13 protein-coding genes are annotated in these 15,503 nt (G+C 72.6%); 4 read left to right on the top strand and 9 right to left on the bottom strand.

Features of this window, described 5'->3' with window-relative positions:
• Positions 1 to 40: 40 nt before the first annotated feature.
• On the bottom strand, positions 41 to 1,801 hold the full coding sequence (locus ACH4J0_RS05885; RefSeq protein WP_396236614.1) for an ABC transporter transmembrane domain-containing protein: 1,761 nt from the start codon (positions 1,799 to 1,801) through the stop codon (positions 41 to 43).
• Positions 1,802 to 2,217: 416 nt separating this feature from the next.
• Between ACH4J0_RS05885 and ACH4J0_RS05890 the strand changes: the two genes are divergently transcribed.
• The gene (locus tag ACH4J0_RS05890) at positions 2,218 to 3,081 is read left to right on the top strand and encodes an aldo/keto reductase (protein WP_396236616.1); all 864 of its coding nucleotides are present in this window, start codon (positions 2,218 to 2,220) and stop codon (positions 3,079 to 3,081) included.
• A gap of 258 nt (positions 3,082 to 3,339) precedes the next feature.
• Here ACH4J0_RS05890 and ACH4J0_RS05895 read toward each other — a convergent pair whose 3' ends face one another.
• Positions 3,340 to 4,206 (bottom strand): MarR family winged helix-turn-helix transcriptional regulator, encoded by an 867-nt coding sequence (locus ACH4J0_RS05895; protein WP_396236618.1) that lies wholly within the window; start codon positions 4,204 to 4,206, stop codon positions 3,340 to 3,342.
• 402 nt (positions 4,207 to 4,608) lie between these two features.
• On the opposite strand from ACH4J0_RS05895, the gene fabG reads away from it, so the two are divergent.
• Together fabG and ACH4J0_RS05905 are read left to right on the top strand one after the other, a co-directional pair.
• Positions 4,609 to 5,376 carry a 3-oxoacyl-ACP reductase FabG gene (fabG, locus tag ACH4J0_RS05900; protein WP_396236620.1) on the top strand — a complete coding sequence of 256 codons (768 nt, stop codon included), beginning with the start codon at positions 4,609 to 4,611 and terminating at the stop codon, positions 5,374 to 5,376.
• Positions 5,377 to 5,607: 231 nt separating this feature from the next.
• Positions 5,608 to 6,420 (top strand): phosphatase PAP2 family protein, encoded by an 813-nt coding sequence (locus ACH4J0_RS05905; protein ID WP_396236622.1) that lies wholly within the window; start codon positions 5,608 to 5,610, stop codon positions 6,418 to 6,420.
• A gap of 20 nt (positions 6,421 to 6,440) precedes the next feature.
• Here ACH4J0_RS05905 and ACH4J0_RS05910 read toward each other — a convergent pair whose 3' ends face one another.
• Complete coding sequence (locus ACH4J0_RS05910; protein ID WP_396236624.1) at positions 6,441 to 6,659, bottom strand: I78 family peptidase inhibitor; 219 nt, start codon at positions 6,657 to 6,659, stop codon at positions 6,441 to 6,443.
• A 78-nt stretch (positions 6,660 to 6,737) separates the two neighbouring features.
• Between ACH4J0_RS05910 and ACH4J0_RS05915 the strand changes: the two genes are divergently transcribed.
• Entirely contained in the window at positions 6,738 to 7,010 is a 273-nt protein-coding gene (locus ACH4J0_RS05915; RefSeq protein WP_396236626.1) for a DUF6343 family protein, read from the top strand.
• A 58-nt stretch (positions 7,011 to 7,068) separates the two neighbouring features.
• Here ACH4J0_RS05915 and ACH4J0_RS05920 read toward each other — a convergent pair whose 3' ends face one another.
• The 6 genes from ACH4J0_RS05920 to ACH4J0_RS05945 form a co-directional block, all read right to left on the bottom strand.
• Positions 7,069 to 8,469 (bottom strand): aspartate aminotransferase family protein, encoded by a 1,401-nt coding sequence (locus ACH4J0_RS05920; protein WP_396236628.1) that lies wholly within the window; start codon positions 8,467 to 8,469, stop codon positions 7,069 to 7,071.
• Positions 8,459 to 10,369 (bottom strand): 1-deoxy-D-xylulose-5-phosphate synthase, encoded by a 1,911-nt coding sequence (gene dxs, locus ACH4J0_RS05925; RefSeq protein ID WP_396236631.1) that lies wholly within the window; start codon positions 10,367 to 10,369, stop codon positions 8,459 to 8,461. The genes ACH4J0_RS05920 and dxs overlap by 11 nt, the downstream gene beginning before the upstream one ends.
• A gap of 134 nt (positions 10,370 to 10,503) precedes the next feature.
• Entirely contained in the window at positions 10,504 to 11,532 is a 1,029-nt protein-coding gene (gene hpnH / locus ACH4J0_RS05930) for an adenosyl-hopene transferase HpnH (RefSeq protein ID WP_396236633.1), read from the bottom strand.
• Positions 11,533 to 11,534: 2 nt separating this feature from the next.
• Entirely contained in the window at positions 11,535 to 12,215 is a 681-nt protein-coding gene (locus ACH4J0_RS05935) for a 1-hydroxy-2-methyl-2-butenyl 4-diphosphate reductase (RefSeq protein ID WP_396236635.1), read from the bottom strand.
• Entirely contained in the window at positions 12,212 to 14,293 is a 2,082-nt protein-coding gene (gene shc, locus ACH4J0_RS05940) for a squalene--hopene cyclase (protein ID WP_396236637.1), read from the bottom strand. The genes ACH4J0_RS05935 and shc overlap by 4 nt, the downstream gene beginning before the upstream one ends.
• A 7-nt stretch (positions 14,294 to 14,300) precedes the next feature.
• On the bottom strand, positions 14,301 to 15,389 hold the full coding sequence (locus ACH4J0_RS05945; RefSeq protein WP_396236639.1) for a polyprenyl synthetase family protein: 1,089 nt from the start codon (positions 15,387 to 15,389) through the stop codon (positions 14,301 to 14,303).
• Positions 15,390 to 15,503: the final 114 nt, after the last annotated feature.

Below are 15,503 nucleotides of genomic sequence, written 5' to 3' on the forward strand. Positions count from 1 at the left end.
GTGCTCCTCACTCGTTCGGCCGGACGGTTGACGGTGGTGCTCATACCGACGCGGCCTCCTCGTCCCGGGTGACCACGGCCCGGTAGGCCGGTTCGGTGCGCATCAGCTCGCGGTGCCGACCGGTCGCGGCCACCCGGCCGTCGCGCACCAGCACCACCCGGTCAGCCTGGTCGAGCAGCAGCGGGCTGGTCGCGAACACCACGGTGGTGCGCCCGGCCCGGGTCTCCCGCAGCCCGGTGGCGATCCGGGACTCGGTGTGGGCGTCCACCGCGCTGGTCGGCTCGTCCAGCACCAGCACCGGCGGGTCGGCCAGCAGCGCGCGGGCCAGCGCCAGCCGCTGGCGCTGCCCGCCGGAGAGGGAACGCCCGCGCTCGGTGATCCGGGCGAGCATCGGATCCCCCGCGCACTCCGGCGAGCCGTCCACCAACGCTTCCAGTACGTCCTCGGAGCGGGCCGCGGCGAGCGCCTCGGTCGCCGCGACCCGGCCGGAGGACGGGATGTCCAACAGCTCGGCCAGCGTCCCGGAGAGCAGCACCGGCTCCTTGTCGTGGACCAGCACGGCCGCCCGGGCCACGGCCAGCGGCACGGTGTCCAACTCGGTGCCACCGAGCCGGACGGAGGGCGCTTCCGGCTCGCCCTCGGCCAGCGGGACGTGCCCGCCGAGCCGCTCGGCGAGCGCCCCGGCGAAGTCCGGGTCCCCGCAGACCACCGCGGTCAACTCACCGGCCCGGACGGTCAGTCCGGTGGCCGGGTCGTGCAGGTCGGACCGGCCCGGCCGGGTCAGCACGCCCTCGGACCCGCCGCTGGTGCGGCTGAGCGAGAGCACCCGCACGGCCCGCCCGGCGGAGACCCGGGCGACGCTCCAGGCGTGCGCCGCCTCGCCCAGGATCCGCAGCGGCGAGGCGAGGAAGGCGGTCGCGCCGTAGACCGCGATCAGGGTGCCCACGCCGAGCTCGCCGGAGGCCGCCAGCCGGGCGCCGTACCACGTCACCCCGACCACGAACAGGCCCGGCAGTAGCACCTGTTGGGCCTGCATCAGCGACCACACCCGGGCCGAGCGCACCGCCGCCGCGCGGACCTTCTGGGAGGCCGCCCGGTACCGCGCCAGGAACAGCTCCTCGCCGCCAATGCCGCGCAGCACCCGCAGCCCGGCCACCGTGTCGGCGGCCAGCTCGGTTGCCTTGCCGCCGAGTTCGCGCTGCTTCTCGTAACGCCGCTCGAACGGCCCGATCATCGGCCAGACCGAGGCGGCCAGCACCGGGACGCCGAGCAGCACCCCGACCCCGAGCACCGGTTCGACCACCAGCACCACCGAGCTGATGGCCAGCCAGACGATCACCGCGGCCCGGAGGCGGGCGACCAGTTCGACGTACCAGCCGATCCGCTCGACGTCCCCGCTCCCGACCGCGACCACCTCGCCGGTGGCGATCCGCCGGGACAGTCCGGCCCCGAGGCGCGAGGCCTGGCCGGCCACCAACTGCCGTACGTGGCAAGCGGCGTGGATCCAGTTCCAGACCGCCTGCCGGTGCAGCAGCACGGAGCTGCACGCGGCGACGGCGGACAGCAGCAGGGCCAGCGCGCCGGCCCGCCAGATCCCGCCGGCGTCGCCGTCGACGGCGGCCTGGACGCCGCGCCCGAGCGCCACCGGCGCCGCGGCCTGGGCACCCATCTGGACCAGCGCCCAGCAGGTGGCACGGACCTGCCCGCGCCGCTGGGCGCGCTGGAGCCAGCGGAGGAAGGCCAGGGGTGAGGAGAGGTCGGGACTGCCGGGGTCGGCCAGCGGCAGGGGGGTGAGCGGCATGACACTCCGATGCGGAAGGTGCGAAAGGGGTGCGGAGGTACCGAGGTACGGGGGGTACGCGGATGCGGGAGGCACGGGCGCAGGCCGTACGGCGCGGCCGCCCCGCTCACGCACGAGGACGGGCGATGGACGCGCGGCGCGGTGGCGCGGCGACGTCGACACGTCCGGCGGAGGTGCTGACGGACAAGGGATGGGCACGAAGGACCCGAGTCTCAGGAGGTCATGTCCGCGAGCCTGCCAAGCCCGGTGTGATCCGCGCAACAGGTTTTCCGTCGTCCCTGTTCGGGCGGCCCCGGCGTACGCCACGCCGTCGTAAAGCTTCGCCAAAGATTCGCCCGAACGGCGGGAACAATCGTGCCGGGGCACCAGTTGCCCCCTCTGGAACCAATAGGACGACCAGGAAGGCACCCCTTCCCGTGAGCAACATCCCCAGCGTCACCCTGAACGACGGCGCGCAGATCCCGCAGCTCGGTTTCGGCGTGTGGCAGGTGCCGGACGCCGAGGCCACCCCCGCGGTCCGCACCGCGATCGAGGCGGGCTACCGCTCCATCGACACCGCCGCGGTGTACGAGAACGAGGCCGGCACCGGCGCGGCCATCACCGAGGCGCTGGCGGGCGGCCTCGCCCGCGAGGACCTCTACGTCACCACCAAGCTGTGGAACTCGGGCACCCGCGACTGGTCGGGCGAGCAGGGCCGCGACGCGGTGCGGCGCGAGTTCGACGCCTCGCTGGAGAAGCTCGGCCTCGACCGCATCGACCTGTACCTGATCCACTGGCCGCGCCCGATGCACGGCACCTTCCTGAACGTCTGGAAGGGCCTGGAGCAGCTGAAGGCGGACGGCCTGGTCAGGTCGATCGGCGTCTCCAACTTCGGCCCGGAGCAGCTGACCCGCCTGCTGGACGAGGCCTCGGTCGTCCCGGTGCTGAACCAGGTCGAGCTGCACCCGTACTTCCCGCAGGAGGAGCTGCGCGCCTTCCACGCCCGGCACGGCATCGCCACCGAGGCGTGGAGCCCGCTGGGCCAGGGCAAGGAGCTGCTGTCCGAGCCGGCGCTGGCGGAGATCGCCGGGAAGCACGGCCGCACGGTCGCCCAGGTGGTGCTCCGCTGGCACCTGCAGAACGGCGTGATCGCCATCCCGAAGTCGGTCACCCCGTCCCGCATTCGGGAGAACCTCGACGTCACCGGTTTCGAGCTGGACGCCGAGGACCTCGCGGCGATCGCCGGTGTCGCCACCGGCAAGCGGATCGGCCCGGACCCGCAGGAGTTCGACTGGAACTGACGCCGGTGGCGGGGGCGCCGGCCGAACCGGCCCGGCGCCCCCGACAACGACGGCCCCGACGGTCCGGACGACTCTGGGACTTCTGACGTCCCAGGCAGTCCTGACAGTCGGTCATATCGAAGTACCGCTCATTCCGAGCAGGGACGAGCGGCGCTTCGGCATGTCCGGATTCACCCGTACCGACGGCGGCCGGGGCCGACAACCGAGGACTTCAGGAGCTTTGGTGAATCGTTTTGGCTATTGTTACCAAAGCTTGGGCTAGAGCCTGGCCGCCTTGGCGATGAGCGCGAGCGCAGCCTCGTGCTCCTCCTCCGCCAGCGGCGCGAGCAGCAGCCGCTGGACCTCGGCCACCCCGGCGACCGAGCGGTGCAACAGGTCCTGACCCGCCGGTGAGAGCGAGAGCAGGTTGCGCCGCCCGTCCGAGGGGTCGCGCCGGCGCTGCACCAGACCGCGGCGCACCAGCCGGCTGACCATCTCGGCCATCGTGGCCTTGTCGAGCGAGGCCAGCTCGCCGACCGTGCGCTGGTCCGCGCCCGGTTCCAGCTCCAGCGCGTCCAGCACGGCGAACTGCGGAGCCGTCAGCTCCGACCCGACGTGCTCCGACCAGAGCTTGGTGTGCACCTGCTGACCGACCCTGATCAGGTAGCCGATCGCCCGCTGGGCGTCCAGGATGGGCCGCGCGTCGGAGAAGACGGCCACCGCCGCGGGCTCCAGCCTGGCTATCTTGGCCATCACCCGGACGATCTCGACCTGCTCCTCGGGCGTGAGCGGCTCGAACAGCACCCGCTGGACGCGGACCACACCACCGGTGGCCTCGCGCACCGCCTGGGCGCCGCTCTGCGAGAGGGCAAGCAGTTTGCGCCGGCCGTCGGCCGGGTCGCGCCGTCGCAGCACGAGGCCGCGGCGGACCAGCCGCGCGACCATCTCCGCCATCGTGGCCTTGTCGAGCGAGGCACGCTCGCCGACCGTCCGCTGGTCCGCGCCCGGTTCGAGGGCGAGCACCAGCAGGACCGCGAACTGCGGAGCCGTGAGATCGGCTCCGACGTGCTCGGACCACAGACGGGTGTGAACCTGCTGTGCAACGCGAATCAGGTGTCCGGGCGACTGCTGCAGTCGCGCGGACACGCGGGTTGTCGGGATCTCCCCCAGCACCATGTATCCGTCCCGATGTCACACCCGGTGTGTGTGGGACACCCGGGTGGGGCAGTAACGGCGAGTGGGCGTCCAGCTATGAGGGAGGGCGCTCCAGCCGTGCAGCCGGTGGCTGCTGGCGGACACTATACAAACGGCAGGCCCTTGCTGGCAGGCAGGGGCGGATAGTAGACGCAGGTTCGGCAACATTGGCATATTTACGCGCTGCCACGCCCTTGGAGTAACCCGTTCTCAGCAGAAAGCCGACCGGTCGGTCCTTACCGACCGTCACCTGCGCCTCTCCACCCTGGTCGCCGTCCCTACCCGCCGGTAGGGTGTGGGCACCCTCCCCGGGGGCACTCCCCGGAGGCACCCCCGAGAGAGACGAGAGCGAGCATGACCGAGCAGAGCACCGCCATCCGGGTCGCGGTCGTCACCGGCGCCGCCCGCGGGCTGGGCGCCGCCACCGCCGTGCGGCTGGCCGCCGACGGCTACGCGGTCGCCGTCCTGGACCTGGACGAGGCCGCCGGCAAGGACACCGTCGACCGGATCACCGCCGCCGGCGGACGGGCCCTGGCCGTCGGCGCCGACGTCTCGGACGCCGAGCAGGTCCAGGCCGCCGTCGACCGCGTGGTCGCGGAACTCGGCGCCCCCGTCGTGCTGGTCAACAACGCGGGCGTGCTCCGGGACAACCTCCTCTTCAAGATGTCCGAGTCCGACTGGGACACGGTCATGAACGTTCACCTGCGCGGTGCCTTCCTGATGACCCGCGCGGTGCAGAAGCACATGGTGGACGCCGGCTTCGGCCGCATCGTCAACCTGTCCTCCTCGTCCGCCCAGGGCAACCGCGGCCAGGCCAACTACTCGGCGGCCAAGGCCGGCCTACAGGGCTTCACCAAGACTTTGGCCATCGAGCTGGGCAAGTTCGGCATCACCGCCAACGCCGTCGCCCCCGGCTTCATCGCCACCGACATGACGGCGGCCACCGCCGCCCGGGTCGGCATGGACTTCGAGGACTTCAAGCGGGCCGCGGCCTCCCAGATCCCGGTCCAGCGGGTCGGCGAGCCGGAGGACGTCGCCAACACCATCTCCTTCCTCGCCGGCGAGGGCGCCGGCTTCGTCTCCGGACAGGTGATCTACGTCGCGGGCGGCCCCCTCGACTGAGCACGGAACCTACACAGGGTTACCACGGAGTGGGAAGCCGGGCGGACCGGCCTCCCACTCCGTTTTCTTTACCGGGGCTTTTGCAGAATCATTCGAAGACCACACTGGCATTCGATCCTGGAATACTCGAAATCACTCCCCGGGTCACCCGGCAGCGCCCCAATTGTCGATTTCCCGGGAAAATGACAATTCGCTCCTGGATAGCCACGGTTGGATGGGTATGGTCAGCCCGTGCAATCCAGAAGTACCGCCGCTCGCATTCCGCGGCAGGAGCCGGAACACCGCACCGCCGACCGTCGGGAACTCCCGGTCCCCGACCGCGCCCCGGCCCGCATGCCCGGCCCGACCCGCCCCGGCCTGACCGGTCCCGACCGCTGCGAGCCCGGCTGGCCCCCGATGAGCCGGCGCCGGGCCGCCCTGTTCGCCGGGACCTTCGCGGTCTATCTGGTGGTGCTGGCCGGCGTCCTGCTCAACACCGACCTGGTCGACCTCGACTGGTCGGTCCGCCTGCTGCGCCCGTACGAGCGGTGGCCCAGCCTGGAGCCGCTGCTCAACGCCTGGGTGGTGGTCGGACAGCGCGGGCCCAGCGCCATCGCGGCCTTCGCCTGGCTGCTCTGGCGCGCCCGCCGGCTCGGCCGGCTGCGCCCGCTGCTGGTCATGGGCGTCGCGCTGCTGCTGCTCAACGTCACGGTCGGCGCGGTCAAGATCGTCACCGGCCGGCTCGGCCCGCACTACGCCCAGTACGTCGGCTCGCCCGAGCTGTTCTCCGGCGGCACCATCTTCCCCTCCGGCCACACCGCCAACGCCGTGGTCACCTGGGGGGTGCTCGCCTACCTCGCCGTCCGCTGGCGGCGCACCGGCGCGGTGATCGCCGCCGCCACCGCCTGCTCGATCGGCCTGACCACCGTCTACCTGGGCACCCACTGGGTCTCCGACGTGCTGGCCGGCTGGGCCGCCGGACTGCTGGTGCTGCTCTCCCTGCCGCTGCTGGAACCCCTGGTCGCCGTCGCCGAACAGCGGCTGCACCGCCGGTTCGCGCGCTGAGCCCCACCGCACGGAAGGGGCTACCCCTCCCAGCTGCGCTCGACCACGCCGTCCCGCACCGTGAGGTTGAGCCGCCCCTCCCGGTACTCCATGGTGATCAGCTGCCCCGGCTCCAGTACCCGGACCGAGGCCCAGCCGTGCCGCCGGGCCAGCTCGCGGGCCCGCTCGATCCGCAGCCCCGCGTAACCCTCGGCGTCCTCCCCGGGCGTGCCCGCCCCCGCGGCGTCCGACCCCGTCATCGTGCCTCCCCGGCTCTCCGCCTCGGACGTACGCTGGAATCGTAGCCCCCTACCCGCGCGGCCCGGAGGTGGACGACGATGCGCACCACCACCCCACGACGGTGGCACAGCGGCACCGAGCCGACCACCGCCCGCAGCGACCTCAAGCTCCGCTACCTGCTCTCGGCGACCTTCACCCCGCTGTTCGCCCTGGGGACGGCGGGTTTCGCGTTCTGGGCGGCCTCCTCACCGGTGGACGGCGCGCCCAGCCGGGGCACCCTGACCGGTTTCGCGATCGCCCTCGGGCTGATCACCCTGTTCGCCGTCGTCGATCTCGTGGTGGTCATCCGGCGCCGCCGGACCGAGCTCTGACGCGGTGTCTCCCACGGAGTGGGAAGTCGGCCCCGCCGGCTTCCCACTCCGCGCCGCCCTACCGGTTGCCCACCGCCTGCTTCACCAGGGTCCGGCCGAAGTCCCACATCAGGCCGTTGCCGCGGTGGGCCTCGTCCATGATCTCGGTGAAGGCCTCCAGGAACCGGTCCGCGTCCCGGTCGGTGATGATCAGCGGCGGGATCAGTTTGATCACTTCCAGGTGGTCCCCGGACACCTGGGTCAGGATCCGGTGCCGCTGGAGCAGCGGGACGACGACCATCTGCGCGAACAACCCCTTGCGCGCCGTCTGGAGGGCCGTCCAGGCGGTGCGCAGCTTCAGCGACTTCGGCCGGCCGAACTCGATGCCGATCATCAGCCCGCGGCCGCGCACCTCGGCGACCAGCTCGTACCGGTCGACCAGCTCGGTGAGCCGCTCGCGGAGCCGGTCGCCGACCTGCCGGGCGTTCTCCACCACCTTCTCCTCGCGCAGCACCTCCAGGGTCGCCAGCCCGGCCGCCATCGCCTGGGCGTTGGACCCGAAGCTGGCCGAGTGCACCAGCACCCGGTCCATCGAGGAGTACACCTTCTCGAAGATCCAGCTCTTTCCGAGCGTCGCCCCGATCGGCACGTACCCGCCGGAGAGCGCCTTGGCCGCGCACACCAGGTCTGGCAGCACGCCCTCCTCGTGCTGGTAGGCGAAGAACTCGCCGGTGCGACCCACACCGGTCTGCACCTCGTCGCAGATCAGCAGCGCCTTGTGCTCGTGCAGCAGCGCCTGGGCGGCACGCAGCCAACCGGGCGGGGGCGCCTGGACGCCCTTGCCCTGGATCGGCTCCACGATCAGCGCCGCGACGTCACCGCGCTTCAACTCCTTGGCCAGCGCCCCGATGTCGCCGAGCGGTATGGCGGTGTCCGGCAGCAGCGGGTCGAAGCCCTTGCGGAAGCCGCCCTCGCCGTTGACCGAGAGCGAGCCGGTGGTCAGCCCGTGGAAGGCGTGGTCGGTGTAGAGGACGCGCTTGCGACCGGTGGCGTACCGGGCGAACTTCAGGGCGGTCTCCACCGCCTCGGTGCCGCTGTTGCCGAAGAACACCCGCTCCAGGCCGGGCGCGTACGACAACAGCCGCTCGGCCAGCAGTCCGGGCAGCGGCGAGCAGTCGAAGCGGACCAGGTCGGGCAGGTCCAGGTCCATCACCTGCTGGACCGCCGAGCGCACCGCCGGGTGGTGCCGGCCGAGCGCGAAGATGCCGAAGCCGGCCAGCATGTCGAGGTACTCGTTGCCCTCGGCGTCGTAGAAGTACTGGCCCTCCGCCCGCTCGTAGTACTTGTCGAAGCCGATGGTGCGCAGCATCCGCGGCAGCTGGGGGTTGAGGTAGCGGCTGTGCAACTCGTAGCGTTCACCGCCGCGTTCGGCGAGGAGGGCGGCGAGGTCGAAGGCGGGGCGCTCTGGTTCAGCCGGCATGGCGAGGGTTCGCTCCTCGGGTCGGTAGCAGGTTCTTGGCGAAGACGGCGGTCTGGGCCGCGACCCCGGTGCCGGTGAGGCCGGTCTCCTCGAGGATCTCGCCGCGCGCGGCGTGCCCGAGGAACTCCTGCGGCAGGCCGAGCACCCGCACCGGGACGTCCACGTCGGCGTCGCGCAGCGCCTGGGAGACGGCCGAACCCACACCGCCGGTACGGCCGTTGTCCTCGACGGTGACCGCCAGCCGGTGGGCGGCGGCGAGTCGGGGCAGCACCGGGTCGACCGGCTTGACCCATCGCGGGTCGACCACGGTCGCGGTGAAGCCCTCGGCGAGCAGCAGCCGGGCCGCGTCCAGGCAGGCCGGGGCGGTGCTGCCGACGGCCACCAGCAGGATCTCCGGTGCCGGCCCGGTACGCAGCAGCACGTCCGTCCCGCCGATCCGATCGACCGCCGGGACGACCGACCCGACGTTCCCCTTGGGGAAGCGGACCACGGTCGGCGCGTCCCCGACCTCGACGGCCTCGCGCAGCTGGGCCCGCAGCTGCTCGGCGTCGCGCGGCGCGGCGATCCGCAGCCCGGGGACGACCTGGAGGATCGACATGTCCCACATGCCGTTGTGCGAGGCGCCGTCCGTACCGGTGACCCCGGCCCGGTCGAGCACGAAGGTGACGCCCAGCCCGTGCAGGGCGACGTCCATCAGGACCTGGTCGAAGGCCCGGTTCAGGAAGGTCGCGTACACCGCCACCACCGGGTGCAGCCCGCCGGTGGCCAGGCCCGCCGCGCTGGTGACGGCGTGCTGTTCGGCGATCCCGACGTCGAAGGTCCGGTCCGGGTACGCCTTGGCGAACGGCGCCAGCCCGACCGGCTGGAGCATCGCGGCGGTGATCGCCACCAGGTCGGGCCGCTCGGCGCCGAGCGCGACCAGCTCCTCGCCGAACACCGAGGTCCAGGAGACCCCGGCGCTGGGCGAGATCGGCAGGCAGGTGTACGGGTCGATCGGGTTGACGGCGTGGAAGCGGTCCGCCTCGTCCTGCTCGGCGGGCAGGTAGCCGCGCCCCTTGACGGTCAGGCAGTGCACGATGACCGGGCCGCCGAAGTTGCGGGCCTGCCTCAGCGCCTGCTCCACCGCGCCCACGTCGTGGCCGTCGATCGGCCCGAGGTACTTCAGCCCGAGGTCCTCGAACATGCCCTGCGGGGCGAAGGCGTCCTTGAAGCCCTTCTTGGCCCCGTGCAGCGCGTCGAAGATCGGCTGCCCGACCAGCGGGGTGCGCTGCAGCGCCCCCTTGCCGAGGGCGAGGAAGCGCTCGTAGCCCTGGGTGGTGCGCAGGGTGGCCAGGTGGTGGGCGAGGCCGCCGATCGTCCTGGCGTAGGAGCGCTCGTTGTCGTTGACGACGATGACCACCGGCCGGTCCTTGGCGTCGGCGATGTTGTTGAGCGCCTCCCAGGCGAGCCCGCCGGTGAGCGCGCCGTCACCGATCACCGCGACGGTGTGCCGGTCGTTCTGGCCGAGCAGTTGCGCGGCCTTGGCCAGCCCGTCGGCGTAGGAGAGGGCGGTGGAGGCGTGCGAGTTCTCGACCAGGTCGTGCTCGGACTCGGCCCGCGAGGGATAGCCGGACAAGCCGCCCTTCATCCGCAGCCGGGAGAAGTCCTGGCGGCCGGTGAGCAGCTTGTGGACGTAGCTCTGGTGGCCCGTGTCGAAGACGATCCGGTCGTACGGCGAGTCGAAGACCCGGTGCAGCGCGATGGTGAGCTCCACCACGCCGAGATTGGGCCCGAGGTGACCGCCGGTGCGGGTGACGGCGTCGATCAGGAATTCGCGGATCTCGTCCGCGAGCAGCGGCACGTCGGACGCCGGGAGCTTGCGCAGCTCGGCCGGGGACGTGACGCGGGAGAGCAGTGACATGGGTACACCTCACGACTCGAAGCGGTGCGGCGGTGCCTCCGCCCGACGGGGCGGGGCCGTCCGGCCCGGGCACGGCCCAGGCCGGACGGGAGCTCGGGGCGGACGGCCCCCGGGGCGGAGGGCCGGGAGCCGGCTCAGCGCCCGCGGTTGGAGCTGACGGTCTCGGTGATCGCGCGCAGCGACTGCTGCAGCGAGCCCATGGTCGCCAGGACGGCGGTCGGCTCGTAGCCGCAGTGGGCCATGCAGTTCTCGCAGCGCGGGTCCTTGCCGCGTCCGTACTTGCTCCAGTCGGTCTTCTCGACCAGCTCGCGGTAGGTCGGCACGTAGCCGTCGGCCATCAGGTAGCAGGGCCGCTGCCAGCCGAACAGCGAGTAGTTGGGGATGCCCCAGGGGGTGCACTCGAAGTCGGCCTTGCCCTCCAGGAAGTCCAGGAAGAGCGGGCTGTGGTTGAGGCGCCAGCGCTTGCGGTTGCCGCCGGCGAAGGCCTTGCGGAAGAGCTCCCTGGTCTGCTCGACGCCGAGGAAGTGCTCCTGGTCGGGGGCCTTCTCGTAGGCGTAGGCCGGGGAGATCATCATCTCGTCGACCTTCAGCTCGTCGTTGAGGTAGTCGAGCACGTCGATGACGGTCTGCGGCGTGTCGGTGTTGAAGAAGGTGCTGTTGGTGGTCACCCGGAAGCCGCGCCGCTTGGCCTCCTTGATCGCCGCCACCGCCTCGTCGAAGGTGCCCTCCTTGGCCACCGACTCGTCGTGCCGCTCGCGCAGGCCGTCGATGTGCACCGCGAAGGTGAAGTACGGCGAGGGCTTGAACTTGTCCATCTTCTTGCGCAGCAGCAGCGCGTTGGTGCAGAGGAAGACGTATTTGCGGCGCTCCACCAGCTGCCGGACGATCTCGTCGATCTGCGGGTGCATCAGCGGCTCGCCGCCGGCGATCGAGACCATCGGGGCACCCGACTCCAGGACCGCGCCGACCGCCTGGGCGACGGGCATCCGCTGCTTGAGCACGCCTGCCGGGTGCTGGATCTTGCCGCAGCCCTCGCAGGCGAGGTTGCACGCGAACAGCGGTTCCAGCTCGACGATCAGCGGGAACTTGTCCCGTCGCTTGAGCAGCTTCTGCTGCATCAGGTAGGTGCCGACCCGCACGGTCTGGCGCAACGGCATGGCCATGGCTAGCTCGCCTCCTGGGGGAGCGTCGAGGATGTGGGGTGGTTCAGGTCTGCGGAGCCGTCGTCGGGCTCCTGCCGGTACCAGTCGACCAGGGCGGGTACCGTCGCCCGCAGGGTCCGCCAGGCGCGCACCCCGGCCGGCAGGGTGCCCGGGCGCAGCAGCTCGTGCTCGGGGGTGTCGACCACGACCCGCAGCACGGCGACGGGCAGGGCCGGGCGCACCTCCCGCAGTGCGGCGAGGACGGCGGCGGCCTCCATGTCGACGGCGAGCGCGCCCTGGAGGTGCAGGGCGCGCCGTTCGATGCCGCGCACCACGTGGTCGGCGGTGTGGTGCACCCCGGTGTGCACGGTCAGGCCCTGCTCCTTGAGCGCCCGGGACAGCTCGGGCCCGGAGTCGACCGGGTAGAGGTGGCCCTCGGCGTCGCGCACGCCGTCGGCGGCCACCACGTCGCCCGGGGCCACGCCCGGCCCGACGGCGGCACCGAAGCCCGCCACCACGACCGCGCCGTAGCTGCCCGGGGCGGAGCCGAGCAGCCGGCGGACGGCCGTGCCGGCACGCCGGCGGCCGACCCCGGTGCGCACCAGCACGGGAGGCCCGCCGGCCGCGCCGCGCCAGTCGCCACCGCGCAGGGCCCACACCTCGGGGCCCAGCGCGCAGAGCACCAGCAGGGGTGCGGTGGTCACCTCGCCGCCCCGATCGCCGGGGCACCGCCGGGCTTCACCATGCCGGGGGCGCCGTTGAAGTAGCGGCCGAGCGCGGTGACCGGGAAGACCAGCCGGTACAGGTGGTAGTTGATGGAGAAGTCCCACGGGAAGCCGGTGCCGGTGAACTGCGGCTCGTCCCAGGTCCCCTCGGGCAGCTGGGTGCGCACCAGCCAGTCCACGCCGCGCTCCACCGCCGGGTTGGCCCGGCCGTCCGGGCCCTCGCCGGCCGCGAGCAGCGCCATCAGCGCCCACGCGGTCTGCGAGGCGGTGGAGTCCCCGCGCCCGGCCCAGCGCGCCGGGTCCTCGTAGGAACGCATGTCCTCGCCCCAGCCGCCGTCGGCGTTCTGCCGGTCCTCCAGCCAGCGCACCGCCCGTCGGATCGCCGGGTGCTCGTCCGGGACGCCCGCCGCGACCAGGGCGGGCAGCACCGAGCCGGTGCCGTAGATGTAGTTGGTGCCCCAGCGGCCGAACCAGGAGCCGTCCGCCTCCTGGTTGCGCAGCAGCCACTCGATGCCGCGGCGGGTCCGCGGGTCGCGGGCCCGGCCCGTCTCGGCGAGCATCTCCACCACGTGGGCGGTCACGTCGGCGGAGGGCGGGTCGACCACCTCGCCGAAGTCGCAGAACGGCAGCTTGTTCGGCAGCAGGCTGGTGTTGTCCACGTCGAAGGCGCCCCAGGCGCCGTTCTTGGACTGCATCCCGAGGTTCCACAGCACGCCCCGGTCCACCGCCGCGTCGACCTTGGCCGGGTCGGGGTGGGCGACCCTGCGCAGCGCGAGCACCACCTCGGCGGTGTCGTCGATGTCGGGGTAGGTGTCGTTCTCGAACTCGAAGGCCCAGCCGCCGGCCGGCAGGGAGGGCCGCTGGACGGACCAGTCGCCGCGCTTGCGGATCTCCTCGCCGAGCATCCAGTCGACGGCGGAGACCAGCGCCGGGTGGTCCGCCGGCAGCCCGGCGTCGACCAGGGCGATGGTGGCCAGGCAGGTGTCCCAGACCGGGGACTGGCAGGCCTCCATCCAGCGCATGCCGTCCTCGGTGTGCACGGTGAAGCGGTCGAAGGAGGAGAGCCCGGCCTTCATGACCGGGTGCTCCAGCTCGTAGCCCTCCAGGTGCAGGGCGATCAGGGAGTAGACGGCCGGCGGCTGGATGCCGCCCCAGCAGCCGTCGGCCTCCTGCCGCTCGACGATCCAGCGGCAGGCCTGGGCGATGGCCAGCCGGCGCAGCGGCCGGAAGGCCCGGCGGTGGTAGGCGTGCAGCACCTTGTCCAGGCGCTCGAACAGGCCGTCCCAGCTGGTGGCGGGAGCGAGCGGCCGGTCGGGGTACGGGTTCTCCGGGTCGGTGTGCAGCTCGGTGAGCGCGAAGGGGGCCGGACGGACCGGACGGTGGGCTGAGACGATGGTCAGCGGGACGATGGTCTGGCGGGCCCAGCAGCCGAAGGCGTAGATGTTCAGCGGCAGCCACTTGGGCAGGAAGATGATCTCGGGCGGCATCTCGGGCAGCCGCTCCCAGGGCCACCAGCCGAAGAGCGCGAGCCAGATCCGGGTGAACACCCGGGCGGCCGCGATGCCCCCGGCGGAGCGGACGTACCGCGCGGCGGCCAGCATGTGCGGGGCGCTCGGGTCGTCACCGGCGAGCTTGAGGGCGACGTACGCCTCGACGGTGGTGGACAGTTCGGCCGGCCCTCCGTGGAAGGTGCCCCAGGTGCCGTCCTCCCGCTGCTGGGACCGGATCCACTCGGCGGTGGCCCGGGTCTGCTCCTCCGTCCTGATGCCCAGGAACTGGCGGAGCAGTAAGTCCTCGGCGTCCATGGTGACGTTGGTCTCCAGGTCTCCCTTCCACCAGCCCTCGGAGGACTGCAGCGAGAGCAGGTGGGTGGTGGCGCGCGCCAGGGCCTCGCGTGCGTCGGCGGGCCGGCGGTCCGCCTCACCGGCCGGCCGCGGCCCGTCGGTGTCCTCGGGCTGCCACTGCCCCGCACCCAGCAGGGCCGGAGGACGGTCGCCCACCGCGACCGGCTCGGAATCGTACTCAGGGTCGAGCCGGCCGTCCGCGGTTGCTGTCAACGTAACGTCACCTCTCTCGTACCACCACGAATTCGGCGAGTGCGACGAAGTGCTCGCGCACCCCGTCGGACATGGGCACCTCGTCCAGGGCGGCGAGGGCAGTCGTGTGCTGGCGGCGGGCCTCCTCCTGGGTCCAGGCGCGGCCGCCGGCCTCCTCGATCAGCGCGGCCCGGGCGGCGAGCTCGGCCTCGCTCTCCTCGCCCCGGCCCTTCGGGTCCGCGAGCTCCTCGGCGAGCCGGCGCGAGGCCGCCCCTCCCTCGGCGAGCGCGGCGGCGACCGGCAGGGACTTCTTGCGCTGGCGCAGGTCACCCCAGTGCGGCTTGCCGGTGACCTCGGTCTCGCCCCAGATGCCGAGCAGGTCGTCCACCGCCTGGAAGGCCAGGCCCAGGTGGTGGCCGTAGCGCTGGAGCGCGCCGGAGACCTGGTCGTCGGCCCCGGCGAGGACGGCGCCGATCGCCGAGGCGGCCGCCAGCAGGGCCGCCGTCTTGCCGCCCTCCATCTCCAGGCACTCGGCGACTGTGACGCTGTCGCGCTGTTCGAAGGCGACGTCCATGGCCTGGCCGTCGATCAGACGGCGGGTCGCCGTGGTGAGCAGCCGGACGGCGCGCGCGGCGTCCGCGGGGCTGGTGCCGCCGGTGTCGCCGGCGTCGAGCAGCACCTCCGTGCCGAGCGTCGCCAGGGCGTCACCGACCAGGATCGCCTGGGCCGGACCGAAGACCGTCCAGGCGGTGGCCCGGTGCCGGCGTGTCTCGTCACCGTCCATCAGATCATCATGGAGCAGGGAGAAGTTGTGCACCAGTTCAACAGCCACCCCACCGGGCACGCCCACCTCGGCCACCGCACCGGCGGCCTGGGCCGAGAGCAGCGCCAGCGCGGGGCGCACGGCCTTGCCCCCGTCCCCCTCCACCGGGGTGCCGTCCCGGTCGATCCAGCCGAAGTGGTACGCCGCCACGGTGTCCATCGGTGCGGCCAGACGGGCGACGGCGGCCCGGAGCGGCGGCGTGCAGAGCGTACGGCTGCGGGCGAGCAGCTCCGGCACCGAGACCGGTTCGGCGTGCGCCGTGCCTCCGACGGCGAAGCCGGTGCGTGACTCCACGTGCGTTCCCTCTCCCTCGTGGTGCCGGACCGCACGGGGCGGCCGGGTGCTGTTCGGTGCGGCTGGTGTCGGTGCCGGTGCTGTCGGTGCCGGCGGTGACGATGCGGGTGGTGG

It is taken from the genome of Kitasatospora sp. NPDC017646 (genome assembly GCF_044329365.1).
GTDB lineage: Bacteria > Actinomycetota > Actinomycetes > Streptomycetales > Streptomycetaceae > Kitasatospora.